The following is a 22,956-nucleotide window of genomic DNA, read 5'->3' as shown; positions in this document are numbered from 1 at the left end:
TTTACAATAAATTTACCGGTTGCTGTCCGTCCACATTCAGGTTCCTGTCCGGCTCCACCTTATACCAGGCAGCGTACATCGCAGGCAGCACCAACAGCGTCAAGACCGTGGCGCCGAACAGGCCGCCGGCAATCGCTACCGCCATCGGCCCCCAGAATATATTGGACATCAGAGGCAGCATGCCTAAGATAGCAGCCGCGGCAGTAAGCATGATTGGCCGGAAACGAGTAACCGCCGCATTAATAATCGCTTCCCAGGCGGATTCGCCGGCGGTAAGATGCTGTTCAATCTGGTCAATGAGAATGACCGAGTTGCGCATAATAATACCGGCTAACGCCAGAATGCCAAGCTGTACGACAAACCCCATCGGTCGTCCGGTTACCAGCAGGGTGACACTGACACCGATCAGGCCCAGCGGCGCAGTCAGGAGAGTCAGCACCATCTTGGGAATATTCTGGAGTTGCAGCATCAGCAACGTAATGATAGCGATAAACATCAGCGGTATGGGCTGAGCAATCCAGCCGCTGGCTTTTTGACTGCTTTCCAGTCCGCCGCCGATATCCACGCTGTAGCCGGGTGGCAAAGCTGCCCGGAAATCCTCCAGGTCCTGATATACGGTCTTGGTGGCATCATTCGGCAAGACACCGCCAACCGTGTTGGCCTGGACGGTAATGGTCGGTTTCAAATCCCGCCGCCAGATCAGCCCCTCTTCTGCCGCGTAGCGGACGGTGGCAATCTGATCCAGGGGAATAAACCGGCCGCCGGTGTTGATGTTCAAATCTTTGATTTGGGTAAGATCGCTGCGGTTTTGCGGGTCCAGCCGGAAGACAATGGCTATGGTCCTGTCTTTTTCACGGAACTCACTGACTGTTGTGCCGGACAGCATAGCTTGCAGATTGGCGGCCAAAGTCCGGCTATCAATGCCTAAAAGCCGCGCCTTATCCTGGTCTACCTCGATCCTAAGTACCTTGCTGGTTTCATTCCAGTCCAGGTTTACGTCGGTAATAAGCGGATGGGTTGATAAACGCGCCATCACCCGCCCGGCAATTTGCTTGACCTGATCATGGTCATAGCCGCTGACGCGCAGCATTACCGGATACGGATGGGATGGACCGGTTTTTAAGAATTTAACATTTCCCCGTACCTGCGGAAACTCAGTTTCCAGCAAAGTCCGCGCCTGTTGAGCCAGCTTGTCACGTTCATGCACATCCTTAGCCACCAGCACAAAGTGAGCAAAATTGGCATTAGGAAACACCGCGTCAGCTGTCAGCACAAAGCGTGGCGCGCCTTTACCCACATAGTAGGAATAGCTCGCCAGTTCAGCGTCGACGGTAAACCGTTCAATAAAGCGGGCGGCTGCCTGTTCGGTGGCCGCCAGGGAAGCATCCTGCGGCAGCCGCATGTCAACAATGATTTCCGGCCGGGTGGATTCGGGGAAAAACTCCCGTTTTACCAGCCCCATCAGAAAAATAGAACCGATAAAAGCGAGCACTGTGGCGATCAGAACCTGCTTACGGTGTACGAGACAACCAACCAGAAGCTTTTTAAACAAGCGGTAAAAGCGCGTGTCATAAATATCCTTTTTGTCCACACCGGCGGACGGAGTTACTTTCACCAGATGATAGCCTAAAAGCGGGGTGACCAGAACCGAGACCACCCAGGAAATCAAGAGGGAAATGGTAATAACTGAGAAGATACTGCCGACAAATTCTGATGCCGAGCCTTTGGAAAGTCCGATGGGGATAAAACCGGCGCAGGTAATCAGGGTGCCGGTAAGCATGGGAAAAGATGTGGCCCGGTAGGCGTAACAGGCGGCCTCAAAGCGGTTCCAGCCCTGCTGCAGCTTAACTGTCATCATTTCTATGGCAATAATGGCATCGTCAACCAGGAGACCCAGGGAAATAATCAACGCCCCTAGGGAAATCTTCTGCAGATCAACTCCATACAGTTTCATCATGACAAAGGCGCCGGCAATTACCAGGGGAATACACAGCGCCACGACAATGCCGGAACGAACACCAAGACTTAAGAAACTGACGATAAGGACAATCGTCACCGCTTCGGCCAGCGACCGGAGAAAATCGTTGATGGATTGCCGGACCACGGTCGGCTGGTTGGCAACGCTATTGAGCTCAAGTCCCAGCGGCAGCTCTTGTTTCACCCGGTCCAGCGTCTGCTCCAGATTAGCTCCGAGCTTCAAAATATTGCCGCCCGGATTCATCGACAAGGCCACACCGACAGCCGGCCGGCCGTTATAAAACATTTTCGGATCCGGCGGGTCGCTGTAACCGCGCTCAATCCGGGCAATATCACCCAGACGCAGGCTGTGCCCCCCGGCCCGGAGCGGCAGGGATTTGAGATCGTCAAGCTGCTCAAACATGCCGGTAACCCGGAAATATACACGATCGGCAGCCGTTTCGATCAAACCGGACGGGGCCATGGAGTTTTGTCCCTGAATGGCGCTGGTAATGTCGGCCGGCGTCAGGCCCAGTTCGGCCAGCTTGCCGGTGTCCAGTGTAACGAAAATCTTTTCGGTCTGCACACCGACCAGTTCTACCTTTTTGACGTCGGGAACCGCCACAAAATTCTGCCTGATGCGCATGGCATACCGGCGCATATCTTCATAACTGTAGCCGTCGCCGGTAAGGGCGTAAATGCAGCCAAACACGTCGTCAAACCGGTCGTTAAAATAAGGCCCGTCCACCCCCTGCGGCAAGGTGGCTTTGATGTCATTGACCATATTGCGGACTTCCAGCCAAAGGGGCCGGACTTCCTTCGCCGTTACGGCATCATCCTTCAGCGCCACGTAGATGACCGCCTGACCGGGTATGGAATAGCTCCGCACATAGTCCAGCCCGGGCGTGTCCTGAAGTTTTCTCTCGATTTTATCGGTTACCTGCTCTTCGACCTGACGGGCAGTCGCCCCGGGCCAGTTGACCGACACCACCATCTGGCGGACGGTAAAGTCGGGATCTTCCATGCGCCCCAGATTTTGATAAGAAACAATGCCGGCCAGGAACATCAGCAGGACAAAGTAGTAAACCAGTTGTTTATGGTTGAGCGCCCATTCGGTCAGGTTAAAGTTTTTCATGGCAGTTCACCGTCGATACTATTAATCATCTGGCCTTCCTGCAGCTTATGCACGCCGGCGGTAACAATCGTTTCACCCGGCTCCAGGCCGGTCAGCACCTCAATGGTATTGTTGGCCATGGTACCGATGGTAATAGGGCGGAGACTGACGCTATGATCCCGGACCACCCAAACGGCCGGGAAACTGCCGGTCTGATATACAGCGCTTACCGGGACCGCCACCGCGGTCATTGGCGGAAGGTTTGGCGTTACCTGCACCGAGGCAGTCATGCCCAGTTTGACCTGTGGCGACGGATTGACGAGGGTGATACGTATTTTATAGGTCCGGGTAATTTGGTCGGCCATCGGTGCAATTTCCCGGATATTGCCGTCGACAGCGACGCCGGGCAGCGCCCAGAAGGTCACCCGGCACCGCTTGACCTGGCGAAGTTCCTCCAGACGATTTTCCGGAACGCTGATTTCAACTTCCCGCGCACCGTCCCGCACGATGGTCAGCACCGTTTGGCCGGCACTGACCACCTGACCGGTTTCGGCGTTAACGGCCGCAACTACCCCGGGCTGATCGGCCAGCAGGCGGGTATATTCCAGTTGGTTGGAGCCCTGTTCATACTGGGCCGCTGCCTGACGAACCGCCGCCTGGGCGGTATCATAGGCGTTCTGGTATTGATCCAGCTGGGCCCGGCTGACAGCAGCCCCGGCAAATAACTGCCGGTAGCGGTTCAAGTTGTTTTTAGCCAGTTGCAATTGCGCCTGGGCGGCAGCTAACTGGGCACCATAACCGGCAGTTGCCTGCGTGAGATCCTGGGAATCAAGCTCGAAAAGCACCTCGCCCGCTTGCACGGCTGCCCCCAGATCCACGCAGCGTTTGACGATTTTGCCGCCAACCCGGAAAGCCAACTGGCTTTCATACCGGCCGCGCACTTCACCGGCATAGGTAAATGCCTGGGACGACATCCCGGCAGTTCCGACTGTCGCGGTACGCACCAGCGGGATTTTACCGGCAGCCTGCTGGGCTGTCTGCTGGCTTTCCCGCCAAAACAGGCTGCCGGCGACGCAAATAACAAGGGCGACGGCCAGAACATAATACTTCCTGTTTGCTTGCAGTCTTTTAAACAGCATATGGATCTACTCCTTGTAACGGTGATATAGTTGTCTAATAAAAATTATAGGCGACCTCTTGCCGGGATTTTCCGTCATTCTTTCTTTCCCTGCATAAAGTCAATTGAAATTAATAATTATTATCAATGCTTAATTAATTTTACTTTAAAAAACAGCCAAAATTCTACCGCAAAAAGGATTTTTTATATTCTGATAAGGATTTTACCTGTGTACATTTTCCACTACTAACAGCTACAGCTATAAAAGTTCAAAAATGAAACCAGGCACAGCAGCATTTTATACTGTGCCCGGCGTCAATCCTTTTAACGGGAAGTTACCCAGTAATTACGTATTGCTTACAGCCTGCCTTCCACACCGAAAACAATTTGCCGGGAGGCCATGGGCAAACCACCAACAGCATTCCATCCTGTCATATAAGCCGTTTCATAAGCACGGTTTGTCAGGTTATATACTTTGGCATACACCTTAACATCCGGGGTCACTTGATAACTTGCCGCCAAGTCGGTTACCCAATACTGCCGGGAGGTAAAAGCTTCCAGGCTGCGACCGGTGGCCCCGCGCAACGCAGCGCTGACATTCCAGGCATTGTTGTGATAATGGATTCCCAGGCGGTACGCATGGGGATTGCTGTTGGTAATGTCCGATTGATAACCGGTGCCATTCGTAGGATCACCGTCATCTTCCTTTACCTGCAGATAAGAGTAACCGGCGGTCAGGTTCCAGTGCTCAGCAAACGGCTGTGTCACCATAAGGTCAAAACCCTTTTTTTTCTGTTGCGCGATGTTAAAAACTTCCCGGGTATAAGTATAGTTCACAGGGTCGATATCGTAATAATCTTTAAACGCATCTTTTAACTGTGTGCTGAATAAACTGGCCTGAATGGCTGTGCCGCCGGGCAGCTTGGTGTTTATGCCCAGCGTTGCAGTCTGGCCTCTCTCCGGCCTGAGATTGGGATTTTTCCGGTAATACGTCCCCTCCGGCATAAATAAGTCAACTGCGTTGGGACCCCGGTACACCTGACCCCAGGACAAATAGGCGTTGGTAGTATCATTTATTTTCCGGTTTAAGCTCAGCCGAGCGGTTGATTTATCAGCATATTCATTGGGATCGTCATAGCGCATACCGGCAGTGAATGTCCAACGGGAATCCAGTGTCCAGCGGTCTTCCAAAAACAGCCCCAGATTGCGAAGGTTCCGGCCGGTGTAGGTGTTGGAGGGATCAATCGTCTCTCCCAGGTAGGATATATAATCAATACGCGTACTGCGCCAGTCAAAACCGCCGAGCAGGGTATGACGGTCGCTCAAGCGCCGGGTCTGATTCCACTCAATGCCGTCGGCCTCCAGTTCATAACGGGAGCTGTTGATATTATATTTATAGCGATGCCAGAAGCCATTGTAATGATTGCGGTAGATTTGCAGGTTATTCGTTATATTTTCTCCCTGCTGCCAACGATAAGCCAGGGACAGATTATTCTGAATGGTATGCCGGGAGGCGTCCGGGCAGTAGAAAGCAAATCCCGGTTTGGCTACCGGATAACCGGAATCTTCACTCAAATGATCAAAGTAAAAGGTCAATGTCCGGTCGTTGCCGAGGTCCTTGTCTATTCGCAACGAAGCAGTTTCCCGGGTAAAATCACTGTTAGGCATAGTGACGACTTTGCCGGTGGCCGGATCTTTATATTCATAATAATCCTGTGTTTGCCGTTCAGCCGTTACCATATAACCGGTATCACCGCTTTTACCGCTGGTTTGCAGGCTGTACCGCCTTGCCCCCCAACTACCGAATTCGGTTAAAGCGGTGGTACGGTTTTCCGTCCCCTTGCGGGTAATGATATTAATTACACCGCCCACCCCTGAACTGCCGTACAGCGACGAGGCGGCCCCTCGCACCACTTCAATTTTTTCCACGTTATTCAGATCAGGCAGCATACCCAGACTGTAACCGGTCTGCGCGTTATCCACCTGCTGTTCCCAGTTAATCCGCCGGCCGTCCACCAAAATAACCACCCGCTTATCCCCATTGAGTGTGACGTACGAGTTATCCGCCGAGTTGCCGCCACCTTCCACGTCCACCTGGACGCCGGCCTGGTTCAGGGCCTCTTTGACCGTGGTGATATTTTTTTGTTCCATCTCCTCACGGCTTACTACCGTAATATTGGCTGCGGTTTCTGTGCGTTTGGTCGGCATGCGGTTGGCTGTCACCACATATTCGTCCAGGCTAAACTCAGCCGCTTCCGCTTCCTCCGCTGCAGCCCGTTCCGGCCCGCCAAAGATCAGCGTTCCTCCCAGAACCAGGCACAATAATTGCTTTTGTCGTTTGCTCATTTTTCCCCTGCTCATCGTCTTTCCCCCTCTATAATCACGAACCCTTGCTAATCTTCCAGCTGCCGGCCTTTATGCGCCGCTGCCAGAAATCATAATACTGACCTTTTGCCTCAATAAGCTCCTCATGTCCACCGCTTTGCACAATCCTGCCTTCATCAATCACCAGGATTTGATCGGCATCTTTTATCGTCGCCAGACGATGGGCAATTACCACCAGGGTTTTATCCTTGACAAGCGCACTGATAGCCTGCTGAATAAGCCGCTCATTTTCCGGGTCCATACTGGCCGTGGCCTCGTCCAGCAGGATAATTGGCGCGTCCTTAAGAATGGCCCGGGCAATGGAAAGCCGCTGCTTTTCACCACCCGACAGCGAGGAACCGCCCTCACCCACAACGGTGTCATAGCCGTGTTCGAGCTCCATGATAAAATCATGGCAGCACGCCTTTTTGCAGGCGATTACCACTTCTTCCCGCGTGGCGTCCGGCCGGCCGAAACGAATATTATTCAGAATGGTATCGTTAAATAAATAGACATGCTGAAATACCATGCTAATATGCTTTAACAGGCTGTCGCAGGTCATTTCCCTTACATTCACGCCACCGATTTTCACGGCGCCGGCCTGCACATCCCAAAACCGGGCAATCAGACTGGCAATCGTAGTTTTGCCGCTGCCAGACCGGCCGACCAGGGCAGTCATGCTGCGCTCCGGCACAGTAAAGCTCACCTGCTTGAGGATTTGTTCCCGGTCATAAGCAAAGGTGACGTCATCAAATTCGATAGTAAACTGCGATAACATGATATCTTTGCCCTTTTCATCAATAATGGCCTCATTTTGAATCGCCTCATACCGGTTGAGAGCAGCTTCGATAATCCGCACCTTGACACTCAGGATCCCCAGCGCCTTGAAGGGAAGATAAAATTGAAAAATAAAGATTAGCAGCATAAGTGCCAGCGATAAATCCATCGTCTGTGCAAAGGCAAAATAGGCCGACGCCAATACGGTGAAACCGATTCCCAGCGTAAAGCAATGATCAAAATACAAACTGGGGGGAATGAATTTTTCTTCAAACTGAATCATGGCATCCCGGTATGCTTTAAATTCCCGCTTTATCTTTTCAGCCCGGTCACCGGTCAGGTTAAAGGCTTTAATCACCGCGATTCCTTTTATATATTCAAGGACGGCACCCACGAGCCGCGACTGGGTTTCCTGCCTGACAACTGCTTGCCGCTTGACCACGGTTTGTATTTTGTTCAATGCCGCCACCGCCAGCAGCAGGGTAACAAGCGAAATCAGACCGATCCGGTAATCCAGAACAGTTAGCAGGCCGACACCAATCAGTGTGTTCAAATACCCTCTAATGATGTGTGACAGCGTTGCCATGGAATGTTCTTCGACAAATACCAGATCAGAGGTAACCACCGCGGTAATATTGCCGATATTGCCTGCGGAGAAATATCCCATGGGCAGCCGTTTTAGCCGGTCGCCGATTCGCATTCTCTCTCTGGCAAAGATTTCATAGCCGGCCCCGCTTTGCCAGCCGTCCACCAGCCGCTTAGCCAAGGCCCTTAACACCACACTGGCCGTAACGGCAATACCGACAAGCCAGGCATCCTCAATGACGACACTGCCGGCTACGATTTTGACAAGGATCCACAAAACGGCAATAATGGGAACCTGCGCAAAGATGGCTTCCATGATGCTGAACACAAACGCCAGCTTAATTTTTCCTGCATTTTCCCCGGCCAGAACCAAGAGCCGGTTAATAATCCTAAACATATTGGTCTCCCCTAACTCCCCAATGCAGGGCCTGTTGATGAGCATCCCAGAGCGTCTGATAGGTGCCGCAATCTGCCAGCAAGGCGGCATGGCTGCCCTGCATCAGCAGTTTGCCTTTCTCCATCACCACAATGCTGTCGGCCTCCACAATGGTCGACAGCCGGTGGGCGATGACAATCAGGGTTTTCCCGGCAATCAGCTGATTTAACGCCGTCTGGATCTTATCCTCATTTTCCGGATCGGTGAACGCGGTCGCTTCATCCAAAATTATAATTGGCGCGTTTTTTAAGAGTGCTCTGGCAATAGTAATCCGTTGCCTTTCGCCGCCGGAGAGTTTGTTCCCGTCCTCGCCGGCATTGGTGTCATAGCCCTGCTCCAGCTTCATAATAAAATCGTGGCATCCGGCCAGCCTGGCCGCGGCGATGACCTCGCCGTCGCTGGCGCCGGGCTTGCCGATGCGGATATTCTCCCGGATGGAGCTCTTAAAGAGAAAGGTATCCTGCGCGACATAACTGATCAGGCTCATTAATGTTTCCAGGGACATGGCCCTGATGTCGACGCCGCCGATGGTGATTCGACCGTCTTTTACATCCCAGAAATGCACCAAAAGCTTGGCCAAAGTGCTTTTACCGCTGCCAGAGGCCCCAACGATGGCAGTGACTGAATTCGCCCCGGCACAGAAGGACACCCGGCAAACCACGTCCTTATGCTCATAGGCAAAGCTAACCTCATGAAATTCCACATCATAGGTTTCCGGCTCAAGTCCCTGCTCGGCAACAGTCAGTTCCCGGCCGGCAAAAGTTTGTTCAAGCTGGCCGATTTTATGCTTAAGCACCGGAATCGTGGGGAAAAATTCCACCAGCCTGACCAGCGGCTGCCCCAGGCTCATGGATAATAGCAAAGCAAAAACGAAGGTCGGCAGCGTCAGCGTTCCCTGGATATAAAACACAGTGCCCACCGGCAATAAAAACAGGATGGTGCAGGGCAGAACCGAACCGTAAATGGCCATATAGGTCCAGGATTCATTGCACCAGGCCAACGAATATTTTTTATAATTTTCAACTGCTGCGGTATAATTTTCGTACGAACTGGTTGTCCGGTTGAAAACCTTAATCACTTCCATACCGGAAATATATTCTACGATCGTGGCATTCATTTTCCGCGCCGCCGCATAATAGGGAGCCATTTTTTTTAGGCCGGTGCGCATCAGCAATACCACGGCAATCATGCCGATACCGAAGGCTGCCAGGGAAAGCAGCGCCAGTCGCCAGTCCACAATAAACAAAATGCCGTAAACCATAACCGGCGCGAGAATATAGGGAATGCCCTCCGGCAGCATATGGGCCAGCAGCAGTTCCACGCTTTCAATGTCGTCAACAAGATTTTTCTTATAGCTGCCCACACCTTTAGCCTGGATATCTCCCAGAGGCAGCCGGGTCAGCTTGTCGGCAAACCGGCTCCTCATCCCCATCAGCGTGTCAAACGCCGCCTGATGAGATGCGGCCAGCCCTTTGTAGAACAGCAGCGACTGGAGTAATAAAACAGCGGTAACGCCGCCGCTCGCGAGCAGTAAATACCCCGGAGTAATACCGGATCGCTCTGCAAACCGGGTAATCACATCATAAGTGATTACATACGGCGCTATGCCGGCCATGACACTGCCAAGAATCAAAAAAAATGCCCAATATGTTTTTTTTCTGTGTTCCCGGGCATACTGTAAAATTTTCTTAATGTCGCGCATTTATCACTCACCTCTTTGTAAACCGTTTTATCATAGATAATGATTATCATAATCATTATCAAGAATAGAATATCGTAATTTATCGCTTCCTTCTACGTAAAACAGGATAAGTACTACGTAAAAAAGGATTATAGGAACAAAAAAGCCTGTGCTTCCCTGTTCCTATAATCCTTTTGACACCGGTATTCTGTTGGGCAGACAGTAACATTTTCGCCCGGCTGTGAGCGTAATTCTTTATAACTGTTTCAGGTATTCGGATGGGTTAACGCCATATTTCTGCCTAAACTTTTCGGCAAAACGGCCGATGTCACTATAGCCAACCATCAAAGCCGCTTCGGTGATGCTCAGCTTTTTTTCCCGCATTAACAGTCGTGCGGTTTCCAGTCTTTTATCAATGATATAGGCATGAACCGGCAGCCCGAATAATTGTTTAAAGCCGGTTTTCAGCTTGTACTCATTGAGGCAAATCAGTCTTGCCAGTTTGCCGATAGTCAGCGGCGCGGCTATATTGTCGTCAAGAATCCTTCTGGCTTTCTGCAGGGCCTCTATATCATAAGCAGACAATCCGGTCACAGGATACGGCTCCAGCGCCGCACACAGGGTTTCATCCAGACATATGGCGGTAAGCTCCAGGATTTTCCCTTCAAGATAGATTTTTTTTACATGATCGCGATAGCGGCAGTTCATAATCTCGCTGAGAATCAATCTGACGGCAGGTGAAATTGTTCTGTTATAAAACCCGTCCCTGATACCAGTGTGAGCCAGTTCCCCGCCCCGCTGCTCCAGAAAATCGGTTATCACTTCTGAAGCTATATCAATATTAAGTCCCACAACCCGCTGCCCGGGCGAATGATAACTGCTAACGCCGGTTCCCCGGTCCTGGCTGAACATATAGCTTGCCCCGCCGGCGACCTCATACTCCTCTTTATTCCCTACCCGGCACAGGAAGCCGTCCCCCAGGCAAAACGCAAGCTTGCACAGGGAGTGATCGTGCCTGCCGCCCATGGTCATCTTTCGATAAAACGTCATATCGCTTATTGTGATGGCCATGGAGGGCCTGACAACAATCCGGCGGCAATAACCCTTGCCGATTGCCGCCGGTATTTCCAGTTCGCTTTGAAACGAACCAGTTCGGAAGATACGCTCGAGTCCGGCACAAACAGAGCAATTTTCATCTTGCGGATTAAATATCTGGTATTTGGACACAGCACCTTCCATCATAGCATCACCCCCGGATTATTGATGGTGCAAAATGTTATTGATAATCATTTTCATTTACTCGGCACTTATTATACCGGATATTGACCCTATTGGCAAGGCCTTCCATATATAAATCTAAAAACGCTATTGACCCGCAGATCAATAGCGTTTCTACTGTTCATAATATATTACTTTACCGGCGCAATGGCGATCTGGGCCGTCATATTCCAGCGCAGACGGTCATCCCAGCGGTCCGGGTCAATGGTCACCGTATAAGTAATATCCCCCCGCTTTTTCTCCCCATAGGGGCGGATAAACTTGACCCGGCCGGGAATCTCCAGGTCGGATATGCCGTCAAAGGTCAATACCGCCACATCGCCGGGCCGCACTTTGGCAATCATCAGTTCGGTCAGATCATCGCTGCGTATTTCCCAGGCCGTCTCATCGGCAATCCGCACCAGCACCGTCCCGCCGGCGGCATGTTCCCCTACTTTTACATCCAGATAGGCCACCGTACCGTCGATCGGCGCCCTGAGTTCAGTTTTATCCAGCAGGCTTTCGGCTTCCACCAGCAAATTCTCCTGGGTCTTTAAATCAGCCTCTGCCTGGGCCAAAGCCGCCCGGCTGCGCTCGGCGGCGGTCCGGGCCTGATCAAGCTGCTGCCGGGAGGTGGCTCCGGCCTGATCCAGATGCAGTTGACGGGCAAGCTCCCGTTCGGTGTCCGCCACATTCACCCGGGCCTGTTCCACGGCGGCAGCAGCCCGGCTTACATCGGCGCCGGCGCTGCCCACCCTGGCCTGATAATCCCGGCGCACCAGGCCGATTAGCGGCTGTCCGGCCTTAACCCGCTCCCCTTCTTTGACCAGCACCTCACCGATGGTGCCGTCCACCGGCATCACCATCTGCGCATAACGTACCGGGAAAACAATGCCTTCGGCCAATACCCGCGCATCAGCTTTAACCGGCGGCAATTCCTGCTTTGCCGCCTGCCGTCCCTGGCTTAGCCACCATATGCCTGCCATCATCACTGCCAGAAGCAGAATTGCCGGCAGCCGGCGGCCTGTAAGCAAACCATTGACAGCCGTCCGGAATATCCCAGTCCCTTTTCTGTCCTGCTGCAAATTATTCATAATTCAGCACCTCCCGTACGCTCATCCTGGTTGCGTTCCAGGCCGGCAGCAGGCTGGCCAGCAGCGACAGCGTGACCGACACGCCCAGCCAGATGCCTACACCCGCGAAACTAAAATAAAATTCCATTGGATTATGCAAAAACAACAGACCAACCTGATAGTCCAGCAAGGCTGCCACCGGCACAGCCAGCACGGCTCCTGCCAGCCAGCTTATAAGGCCAATGCACAGGGCTTCCACTACAAATACCTGGCCGATCTCCCGGCTGGAGGCGCCGATAGCCCGCATTACACCGATTTCCCGCGTCCGTTCCAGCACATTGATGCTCATGGTGCCGGTAAGACCTAAAGCCCCCACCACCGCCAGCAGCACAGCCATAACCAGCAGGAACGCAATCAGAATATTGAAACGTCCTTCTGTACGCTGCTTGTTTTCCCAGGTAACATCAACGCGCTTGACCTTCAGACTGTTTTTCTTACTATGCTGATCCAGAGCCCGACCCAGCAGTTTTTGTTCCTGCCGGTCACCGGACCAGGCGGTAATCCGGACCGAGTGGGCGCGGTCGGATGCCTGCAGCGCTTTGGTCAGCCATTCACCCGGTGCGTACACATAGGGTCCTGACAATATGCCTTGGGTAATGCCTACCACAGTGAACCGCAGTTTGTGATCCCCCACTTTTAAAATTGCCGGTGCGCCGACAGCCAATTGCGGATTGTCTTTTATCACTTCAGTATTGACTACCAGCGCACTTTCATCCCCTGGCACAAGCCAGCGGCCGGTAACCATTGTGGGCTGAATGGTCTCCGCACCACGGGGCGGTCCATATACAGTGACCTCCGTACTGGCTTCATTCTCAGCCTCTTTCCTTGCATCCCGCAATATCCTGCCGGAGGTTAGTTCCCAGACTTCCGCTGTTTTTACCCCAGGCACCTGCATTACAGCCTGTTCAATCCGGTTTGTCCGGTAGCTTTCGGTAAATACCACCATGAGATCATAACGGTAATATTGCAAAGCCTGCTCCAGGGTGGCATATAAAGACGCCCGTACGGAAAATACAGACATAAACACGATACCGGCCGTCGTCAGCGTGAGCAGCGTGAGTGCCAGCCGCCCTTTGCGCCGGAAAGTATTTCTCAGGGAAAGTACCACCGGCCGCGGCAGAGCTTGCATTCGTGCCAGAGCGGCGTCCAGCCAGCGGTCTACCCGGCCTTGAGCCGCCACAGAGCTGATGCCGTAATCATTGATCGCCTCCCGCACAGTGATGCCCGAGCCCTGCCAGATGGGCCAGAAGGCTGCTGCCAGCGGCACCAGTACAGCTACCGCCGCTTCCAGCAGGAGTACCTTGAGCGGCAAAGCCACGCCGCCGGAATCAAAATTAAACACCCCGGCAATAAACCCGGTTACCGCGCTGGCCGCCAGCGCCCCCAGCGGCGCGGCCACCGCCAAAGCCAAAAGGCCGTAAACCGCCACCAGCGTCAGATACATCCTGAGGATCTGATCCCGCCTTGCCCCAAGGGCTTTCATAATGCCCACCTGCCGCACCTGCTGCGTCAAAATGGCGGAAATGGTATTAATCAACAAAAAAATGCTCATGAACAGGGATAAAACCCCCAGCACTGCCAGAAGCAGGAGCAGAGCATTAACTGTTCCCTGCATCAGATGCTCGCCGGGTTTGTTCACCTGAAAGCCTGATACGGTTGTGTCCCCCTGCTCCAGCTTGGTGAAAGCCCGCCGGCCCACCGCCTCAATCGGCGCCGTCGCTTTGCCCTGCAGCACCCAGGGTTCAACCACCAAGTTCACCTGGTTAAGCTGCCGGTCTTCATCCAGCTTCTCCAGCGTGTCCATATTGATGTAGCCGTAGGAACGGCCGCTGAAGAGGCTGGGAATCTGGCCGGCATCATATACGATGCCGCTTACCTTGAGTGACCGCTTATTGCCGGCAGCTGTTTCCACCAAAATGCGCTCCCCGGGCGTCACCCCCAGCTCAGCCAGCGAAGACCGCTCCAGAAGGACATCGCCGTCTCCCGGCGGCCAGGCGCCAGTTTGCGGGCGTACCACACTTACCTCTTGCTTAATATAGTCAGGAATGGCGGTCAGCCACATTTGCCGCCATTCGCCGCCGGCGGTAAACACCCGCAAATCCGCATTGAACCGGCCGTCGGCTTCTTTGACGCCCCGCAGGCTGCGGATGCTGTCGATTAGCTCCTCGTCAAAAGGGTCGGCATACAAACTAACGCTGGCCGGCGACGCCGAACTCCAGCTGTTCGCCATATCCCGCTGGAACATCAGGTAGGAACTGGCCACCATGCCGACAGCAAACACGCCCACGGCGATAGACAGCACTACCAGCAGGGTCCGCAGCTTATTGCCCGCCAGATCCGCCCATACCTTACGCCATCTTGGCGATAGCAACCGGTAGCTGATCATAGGTCACGCACTCCGGTGCGACCATCTGGCACAATCCCGCCTTCAGCCACCGTCACGATGCGGCTGCTCTGACGCGCCAGGTCCTGGTCATGGGTGACCATAACGATGGTCTTGCCTGCCCGGGTCAGTTCATTAAACAGTTCAATAACCGCTGCCGCCGTCCGGCTGTCCAGATTGCCGGTCGGCTCATCCGCTACCAGCAGCGGAGGATCATTGGCCAGTGACCTGGCAATAGCCACCCGTTGCTGCTGTCCTCCCGACAGGCTGGCCGGCAGTTTACCGGCTTGTTGCCCGACACCGACCATTTCCAGCAGCTCAAGCGCCCGCCGGGGACGCTCCGCCTTGTCATAGACATGGCAGAAATCCATGGGCAGCATTACGTTCTCCAGCGCCGTTAGGGTTGGCAGGAGCTGAAAGAACTGAAACACCACCCCCAGCGTCCGGCCCCGCCACACGGCAATCTGGTTCTCCGTCAGCGTATGCACCGGCGTACCGGCCACCCATACTTCCCCGCCGGTGGGCCGGTCAATGCCAGTAATCATATTAATTAATGTAGATTTGCCGCTGCCCGATTTTCCCACCACAGCGGCAAACTCGCCCTGCTCCACCGTTAGATCCACCCCTTTTAAGGCTGCAAACTCACCGGCGCCGGTCGTATACACTTTCCGTACCGCCATCAGTTCCACTGCGGCCATGTCCTCCCGGGCCGGCGGCAAGCCTGCTGCGGTCAGCCCGGCAAACCTTTTTTCCCGCATAAGCGCCTCCCGTCTAGGCGCCGGCCGCGGCGCCAATGCCCTGTGGTTTGGATTCTGCCGCTATTTTCCAGCTGCGGGCCGTCAAGCGTTTCTCCCAGAGCTTGCCATACTGGCCGCCCTGCTGCAATAGTTCAGCATGCGTGCCCTGCTGAATAAGCCGTCCGCCGTCAATAACCAGAATTTGATCGGCATTGCGGATGGTCGAGAGCCGGTGCGCAATCACAACCAGGGTTTTATCCCGAACCAGTTCGCTAATCGCCATTTGGATATGCTGTTCATTGTCCGGATCGACACTGGCCGTCGCTTCGTCCAACAGAATAATGGGCGCGTCTTTGAGAATCGCCCTGGCGATGGAAATTCGCTGTTTTTCACCGCCGGACAAGGTGGAGCCGCTCTCTCCCACCACGGTATCGTACCCCTGCTCCAGGGCTGTGATAAAATCATGGCACCGGGCTTTTTTGGCCGCGGCCACAACTTCCTCATAGGTGGCGTCCGGCTTGCCGAATTTGATGTTGTTCAAAATCGTGTCATTAAACAGATAGACGTTTTGAAAAACCATACTGACATTTTTCAACAGGCTGTCACAGGTCAGTGTCTTGACATCGACGCCGCCTACCAGCACTTCGCCCTGCTGGACATCCCAAAACCTTACAATCAGATTGGCAATAGTGGTTTTGCCTGAGCCTGATGCACCCACCAGGGCTGTCATGCTTTTTTCCGGCACCTTGAAACTGATATTTTTCAGGGTTTCGCTTTCTTCGTACGCAAAAGTAACATCTTTAAATTCAATGTCGAACCGGTCCAGCTTGATATCCTGCCCGTCTTCGTCAATAATTTTCACCTGTTTCAGCGCCTCATAGCGGTTCAGCCCGGCTTCCATGACCCGGATCTGAGCAGTCAGGCCGGCCAGCGCCTGGGGGGAAAGATAAATATAAAAGGCCGATATCAGCAGCATCAGCATCACCGGCATGGTCATGCTGCCGGTAAAACAAAAATAGGTTGTCAAAAAAACAATCAGGGCGGTACCGGTTGCAAAGCAAGCCTGATAGCGAAAGCTTGGCGGCGTAAACTTTTCTTCATAGTCAATGGAGTGATCGCGAGTGCTTTCAATCGTATCCTTAACCGCTTGCGCCTTATCACCCGCCAGATTGAGCGACTTGATAACCGCTATTCCCTGGACATATTCAATCACGGTGGCTGTCAGCCTGGCCTGTTGGTCTTGTTTAATTCTGGACTGCTCTTTGCCGACGGTTTGCAGCCGGTTGAGCGCCAGCAGGGCCAGCACACACACAGTCACAGATACCAGGGCAACGCGCCAGTCAACGCCAAACAGCATCAGGCTGCTAAGCAAAATGCCCATATAGCCGTTGACTACCTTATCCATCGCCCCCATGCCATGCTCTTCGATAAACAGCAGGTCAACAGAAATAGCCGAGGTGACGTTGCCCAGATTTCCTTCCGTAAAATAGCTCATGGGAAAGCGTTTGAACCGGTCGCCGCTGTTAATTCTCTCCCGGGCACAGATTTCATACCCCGTGCCGCTCTGCAGGGCGACAAACAAACGTCTTAACACGCACCGTACGATGACGGCAACCAGCATAACACCGCCGCTCAGCCAGGCGTCCCCGGCCGTCAGGGTCCCTGCCACAATTTTGGTAAAAATATACAGAGCGGCCAGGATTGGTATGTAGGAAAGCATGTTCTCAAAAAAGCTCAGGACAAACGCCAGCTTGATCCGTCCGGCGAATTCACCTGCCAGGTTAAGCATTCTTTTAATAAACCCCAGCATGTTATCGACTCCTTTCCCTACCGGCAATATCCCAGTCTATTGCGTCCTGATGCGCCTGCCACATGGTCTGGTAAACCGGGGATGCCGCCAGCAGTTCCTGATGTGTTCCCTGAGCCGCTATCCTGCCGTCGGCCAGCAAAATGATGTTATTGGCGTCCACGATAGTCGACAGCCGGTGCGCAATTACAATCAGCGTCTTGCCTTGGATCAGACTGTTTAAGGCCGCCTGAATCTTGTCCTCATTCTCCGGGTCGGTAAACGAGGTGGCTTCATCCAGCACCACAATGGGCGCGTTTTTTAAGAGGGCCCGGGCAATGGCAATCCGCTGGCGCTGTCCGCCGGATAATTTATCACCGGCACCGCCAACCACTGTATGGTAGCCGAGGTCGGTTGCCAGAATAAAGTCATGGCACTGGGCAATTTTGGCCATAGCGATGACTTCACTGTCAGTGGCACTGGGGCGGCCCATCCGGATGTTTTCCATAATCGTCGTATCGAACAGAAAAATATCCTGGGATACATAACTGATGGCATTCATAAGGGTAGCAAAGGGCAGATCCCTGATATTCACATTTCCGATTTTAACGGCACCGTGTTTGATGTCCCAGAACCGGACCAAAAGCTTGGCCAGCGTCGATTTGCCGGCCCCGGATTCCCCGACCAGCGCCGTCACCGTATTTTCTTTGGCGACAAAAGACACCTCATGCAGCACTTCTTTATCATCATAGGCGAAGGTCACCCGGTCGAACGTAACATTGTAATTTTGCGGCGCGGCCTGGCTTACACCGCTCACCAGCTCCTCCTCGGTAAATAGCTGTTCAATTTTTTGCGCCTGCTGCCTGAGGCGGGGGAAGATCGGCAGAAACTCCACCAGCCGCATCAGTGGCAGCCCCATGCTCATGGCCAGCAGAATGACCAGGACAAACGTCCCCAGCGAGAGCGACCCGCCTAAGTAAAATAAGGTCCCTACCGGCAGAAGGAACAGTAATGTCGAAGGCAGGATGATGCTGTAAACCGTCATATAATTCCAGGATACTTTAAACCAGTGAAGCGTGTACTTTTTATAGTTACTCACGGAAGTAATATATTTCTTAAACGAGGTGGTCGTCTGATTGAAAACCTTGATGACTTCCATTCCGGCAATATATTCGATAATATTTTCATTCATTTCTTTGGAGGCCTGATAGTAGGGTCCCATCCGTTTCATGCCGTCTTTGACCATCATATACACCGCAATCAGGCCGATCGGCAGTACCGCCAGTGCTAAGAGCGCCATCCGCCAGTCAAGAATAAAGAGGGTTGCGGTGATAATGATCAAAGTGAGTAGGTTGGATATCCCCTCAGGCATGGCATGCGCCAAAATAATCTCCATATCCTCGATATTCTCGACGAAATTTTTTTTCAGGCTGCCTGTGCTATGCCGCTGGATAGCTCCCATGGGCATCTTCAGCAGTTTATCGGCTACTTTCTTGCGCATCCCCATCAACGTGTTGTACGCCAAACGATGCGAGACAGACAACCCCCGGCCATGCAGATAAGTTTTTAAAACCAGGCTGACCAAAATCAGTCCTGCCATCCCCCCCAGATAACCTACTGTAAGCCGGTCTTCACCGCTGAACCGCATAATAATATGATAGATAAAAAAATAGGGAACAACCGCCATAATAACACTTGTCGTAAGAAAAGTGATGGCCCTGATCATCTCTGCTTTAAATTCCTGGGCATAGGCGTACACATTCATAATCTCGCGCATGTTTGCACCTCATATAATGGAAAACCATAGCGGTTTCATTATCCTTTCTGAATTTTTTCCGTCAAACTCAGCAGATGCTGCAGATTGAGTTTCTGCCTGCTGCATCTGCTGCTCCCAATCCGGTCAGAGTCCGGCGGCACTCATGAAAAATGCAGGGCAGCCGGTTTAGCCTGTGCTCTGAGGGCCGTAAATTCTTTTTTCACCATGACCATCGTCCATAAAACAATTACTACGTCAATTGCCAAAGAGCCGGTATAAACACCGGCAACTCCCATGAATTTCGGCAAAATCAGCATAACCGGTATATAAAAAATCAACTGCCTGGCTATGCCGATTACAGCGGCCGGTTTCCCTTTGCCAATCGCCGGGAAAAATGTCATCGCCATGAAAATGGAGGACAGGAGCGGTAACACCGCCATATAAATCCAGAAATACAGCAGTTGATTGCCGGTAAACACTTGCCCTGTCAGCATAAAACCCAGAACAAACTCCGGCGCAAGCATAGAAATGCCCCAAAAAGGCAATGTCAGTGCTACAGAAGCAACAGTAAATATTTTATAGGCACTGATAACACGCTCATACTGACCGGCACCATAGTTTATCCCGACAACCGGCTGCAACGCCCGCATTAAGCCAACAACCGGCATTAACAAAAAGGTAAACAGGCGGTAAACTACACCGTAAAAAGCAATGTCCAGGACCGTCCCGTACTGGGCAAGAGCGTTAAATACGACCACTCCCTGCACCAGGCTCATCAAAATCAGGATAAACGAAGACATGCCCAGACTAAGAATAGTCTTTAGTGTATTCCGGTCCCAATAAAGCGAGAAGGTTTTGGTTTTAAACGAGGAGAAATCCCGGCCAAAATAAAGCCAGCCCAGGATGGTATAAACCAACATGCCGAAATTGGTTGCCCAGGCCGAACCTTCCACCCCTAGATTGAAAACGACAACAAGCAGATAATTGGCTGCCACATCGGCGACCAAACCAAGTCCCATCATCACTGCCGCCGACTTCATTTTCCCTTCCGCTCTGACAATCATATTAGCAGCCAGGCCGTAAATCCAAAAAAAGCCCCCAAACAGGGTTATGCGAAAATACACATCGCCCAGCCGTAATACCTCGTCTTTGCCGCCCATAAGCTGAACCAGCTGTGTGGAAAATAACAGCCCCAATATTATATATAGAGCAGTTACGATCAGGGAAAGGCAGTTGACATTGCCAAGCAGCCGTTCCTGGGTTGTTTTGTCCTGGCTGCCGATGGCAATGCTCAGCACTGAACCGGCGCCGACACCGACCAGTGAACCGACACCGATACTAATCTGGGTTAAAGGAAAAACCACCGAAACTCCTGCCAAAGCGGTTTCTCCCACATACCGGCCGACAAAGACGGCCGAAACGACAATACTTAGCCCATAAAGCACCATGGCAATGATAGCCGGCCAGGATAACTGAACCATCACCTTCCACAGATTTTCATGCAAGATAAATATTTTCTGTTTTTCTTTTTCATTGACGTTTGCGTGATTCAATCAACAGCCTCCTAGCGTACAGAATCTCACTTACCCGGCGTACCGGCCGAGCAAGTGAGAAACTCTATTTCCAATCCACTCCACTACAGCCGGCCTTCCTCACCTGCGATACTTTGTCAGACAGGTATAGGCCGGATGTTAAATCTAAAACCATCGGTATTATATATGTCTTTCAAGCCCAAACGCTATATATCTGGCCGGCATAGGGTACGCGCCCGGCAATTTGATATCACGATAAGAACCTCTTACATCATAAGCCTTATTGGCTAGGTTATATACCTTAAGATAAGCGCGGGTGTCACGATCCATCTGGTAATTGGCATTCAAGTCCACTACCCAATAATCCTCGGAAGCAAAGGCCTGTAGGTCGCGGCCAGTGGCCCCCCGCAGGGTTACACCGGCATTCCATTTATCCTGGTTATAGCCAACCTGCAGACGGTAACCCTGTGGCTGGGCATTGTCGGGATCTTCGTGGTAATCAATTTCATCCTTTTCTTTAATTTTTATCTTGACATAGGAATAGCCGACAGACACATTCCACTGCGGCGACAGCTCATGAACCAACGAGATTTCCCCGCCGTGCCGCTTCTCATTGGCAACATTTTCTGTTGTCCACGGAGCGTACAGATTATTCGCATCAGGACTCCAGCGAATAGCGTCTTTAATACGGCTGCTGAAAACACTGGCTTGTATCTTGGTATCGTCAGACAGTTGGGTATTGACGCCGACCGTCACCGTATCCCCGGTTTCCGGACGCAACTCAGGATTGCCGACACTGCCCCCGCCTCCGCCGTATAATTCATTTGCCAGCGGGGTTCTAAACACTTGCCCCCAGGAAAGATAGGCATTACTGTTCTTGTCCAGTTCCCTGTTCAAGCTAAAACGGCTGGTGGCCTTGCCGCCAAAGGTGTTCGTCTTGTCATAGCGCACGCCTGAGGAAAAGATCCAGCGATCATCTAATTTCCAGCGGTCTTCGAGATAAACTGCGCGATTGGACAAGGTATTATCAATGTCGTAGGCAAGCCATTTAACATGAGACCTGCGCCAATCGGCACCGCTAACCAGGGTATGCTTATCATTCAACCGCCGGGTCTGCTGCCATTCTCCGCCGAAAACCTTATCAGTTATATATCTTTCTTTCTCAGCTACGGGATACATTGCATAGCCCCAGTCATACCAGTGATAAGAAGAATCGTTCCGGTATATTCTAAACATATTATCCGTGCTTGCACCCTGCGGCCAATTATAGGTCAAGGCCACATTATTCACCTTGGTTTTCTTATAGGTCTCAGGCATATAATAGGGCATCCCGGGGGGTTGATGATAAGAACCGTCCCGGCTGTCGTCATGGTCAAAAGCCAGAGACAGAGAGCGCCCGCCGCTTAGCTCTTTATCCAGACGCAGGCTTAGTGCGTCCTCATCGATGCTGCTGTTTGGCATCCGCTTGATTTCACCTGTTTTGTAATCTTTGTACTCAAAATAGTCTTGGTCTTTATGTTCGTAAGCAATTCGATAACCAAATCCGTCAACTTTATTTTCCGTAGTGAAACCATAGCGGCGCAGTCCCCAATTCCCAAATTCCGAGTAAACGGTGGTATCTTCTTGGGTTGCCTGGCGGGTGATAATATTAATAACACCTCCGGCCGCATCACTGCCATAAAGGGCGGAAGCCGGTCCACGGACAATTTCGATGCGTTCAATATTCTTAACACTGGGTAAAAGGTTCATATTGATGGTCCCAAATTGAGTTCCGTTCATAAAAGTATTAGCGTTGATTCTGCGGCCGTCAATCAAAATTAATACCCGGTGATCACCATTAATAAGCGGAGAACTCTCAGGAATTCTTTCCGAGTTCGATTCCAGTACGATATTGGTTTGCCCCAGAATCTCCGGTACATTTGTATAGTTTCCTTTTTCAATGTCATCCCGGGTAACAACCGTGACATTTGCCGCTGTCTCCGATAGTTTCGTCGGCATTCGGCTGGCCGTTACTACTACCTCTTCCAGGGCAAACAGCTCCTCAGGCTCTTCCGCCAGAGCAACGGTCGAAAATCCCCAAATCAGGGTGCTGCTTAACAGTGAGCAAACTATTTTTTTTCGTTGTTTTTTCATCCATATACACTCCTTCTGACGACTTCGCTACCTACCGTTCAAATTGATATTGATTATCATAATCATAACAACAAAATCATAATACCTTATTTTGGGGCTTGCTTCCACGCAAAAAAGGATAATTTTATGCCAAAAAGGATTTTAGGAACAGCGAAAGTCTCTGCTTTCCTGTTCCTAAAATCCAAGCCTGTGTTTACTTCTGGCGTCTA

13 protein-coding genes are annotated in these 22,956 nt (G+C 52.1%); all 13 read right to left on the bottom strand.

All coding sequences use genetic code 11. From position 1 onward, the window contains the following. Position 1: 1 nt before the first annotated feature. On the bottom strand, positions 2 to 3,091 hold the full coding sequence (locus tag SPSPH_RS04035; protein WP_075753459.1) for an efflux RND transporter permease subunit: 3,090 nt from the start codon (positions 3,089 to 3,091) through the stop codon (positions 2 to 4). Continuing rightward, a complete protein-coding gene (locus SPSPH_RS04030) occupies positions 3,088 to 4,209 on the bottom strand; it encodes an efflux RND transporter periplasmic adaptor subunit (protein ID WP_075753457.1) in 1,122 nt (373 codons plus the stop codon). Before SPSPH_RS04030 ends, SPSPH_RS04035 begins: the two co-directional genes overlap by 4 nt. A 335-nt stretch (positions 4,210 to 4,544) precedes the next feature. After that, the gene (locus SPSPH_RS04025; RefSeq protein ID WP_083945391.1) at positions 4,545 to 6,548 is read right to left on the bottom strand and encodes a TonB-dependent receptor plug domain-containing protein; all 2,004 of its coding nucleotides are present in this window, start codon (positions 6,546 to 6,548) and stop codon (positions 4,545 to 4,547) included. 19 nt (positions 6,549 to 6,567) lie between these two features. Continuing rightward, complete coding sequence (locus SPSPH_RS04020) at positions 6,568 to 8,310, bottom strand: ABC transporter ATP-binding protein (protein WP_075753455.1); 1,743 nt, start codon at positions 8,308 to 8,310, stop codon at positions 6,568 to 6,570. After that, positions 8,303 to 10,051: an ABC transporter ATP-binding protein gene (locus SPSPH_RS04015; RefSeq protein ID WP_075753453.1), complete on the bottom strand. Its 1,749-nt coding sequence runs from the start codon at positions 10,049 to 10,051 to the stop codon at positions 8,303 to 8,305. Before SPSPH_RS04015 ends, SPSPH_RS04020 begins: the two co-directional genes overlap by 8 nt. Positions 10,052 to 10,285: 234 nt before the next feature. Further along, positions 10,286 to 11,272, bottom strand: a complete 987-nt coding sequence (locus tag SPSPH_RS04010) for a helix-turn-helix transcriptional regulator (RefSeq protein ID WP_075753451.1) — start codon at positions 11,270 to 11,272, stop codon at positions 10,286 to 10,288. A 167-nt stretch (positions 11,273 to 11,439) separates the two neighbouring features. Beyond that, a complete protein-coding gene (locus tag SPSPH_RS04005) occupies positions 11,440 to 12,381 on the bottom strand; it encodes an efflux RND transporter periplasmic adaptor subunit (protein ID WP_083945390.1) in 942 nt (313 codons plus the stop codon). After that, a complete protein-coding gene (locus tag SPSPH_RS04000) occupies positions 12,374 to 14,806 on the bottom strand; it encodes an ABC transporter permease (protein ID WP_075753449.1) in 2,433 nt (810 codons plus the stop codon). The genes SPSPH_RS04005 and SPSPH_RS04000 overlap by 8 nt, the downstream gene beginning before the upstream one ends. After that, positions 14,803 to 15,561, bottom strand: coding sequence for an ABC transporter ATP-binding protein (locus tag SPSPH_RS03995; protein WP_083945389.1), 759 nt, complete (start codon positions 15,559 to 15,561; stop codon positions 14,803 to 14,805). The genes SPSPH_RS04000 and SPSPH_RS03995 overlap by 4 nt, the downstream gene beginning before the upstream one ends. 13 nt (positions 15,562 to 15,574) lie before the next feature. Beyond that, positions 15,575 to 17,350 carry an ABC transporter ATP-binding protein gene (locus SPSPH_RS03990; protein ID WP_075753447.1) on the bottom strand — a complete coding sequence of 592 codons (1,776 nt, stop codon included), beginning with the start codon at positions 17,348 to 17,350 and terminating at the stop codon, positions 15,575 to 15,577. 1 nt (position 17,351) lies between these two features. Further along, positions 17,352 to 19,103, bottom strand: coding sequence for an ABC transporter ATP-binding protein (locus SPSPH_RS03985; protein WP_083945388.1), 1,752 nt, complete (start codon positions 19,101 to 19,103; stop codon positions 17,352 to 17,354). A 140-nt stretch (positions 19,104 to 19,243) separates the two neighbouring features. Next, on the bottom strand, positions 19,244 to 20,635 hold the full coding sequence (locus tag SPSPH_RS03980) for an MATE family efflux transporter (protein ID WP_075753445.1): 1,392 nt from the start codon (positions 20,633 to 20,635) through the stop codon (positions 19,244 to 19,246). Positions 20,636 to 20,794: 159 nt separating this feature from the next. After that, positions 20,795 to 22,747 (bottom strand): TonB-dependent receptor plug domain-containing protein, encoded by a 1,953-nt coding sequence (locus SPSPH_RS03975; protein ID WP_083945387.1) that lies wholly within the window; start codon positions 22,745 to 22,747, stop codon positions 20,795 to 20,797. Positions 22,748 to 22,956 lie beyond the last annotated feature (209 nt).

It is taken from the genome of Sporomusa sphaeroides DSM 2875 (assembly GCF_001941975.2).
Lineage (GTDB): Bacteria > Bacillota > Negativicutes > Sporomusales > Sporomusaceae > Sporomusa > Sporomusa sphaeroides.
The sequence above is the reverse complement of the archived record's forward strand: the minus strand, read 5'-3'. Positions and strand labels throughout refer to the sequence as shown.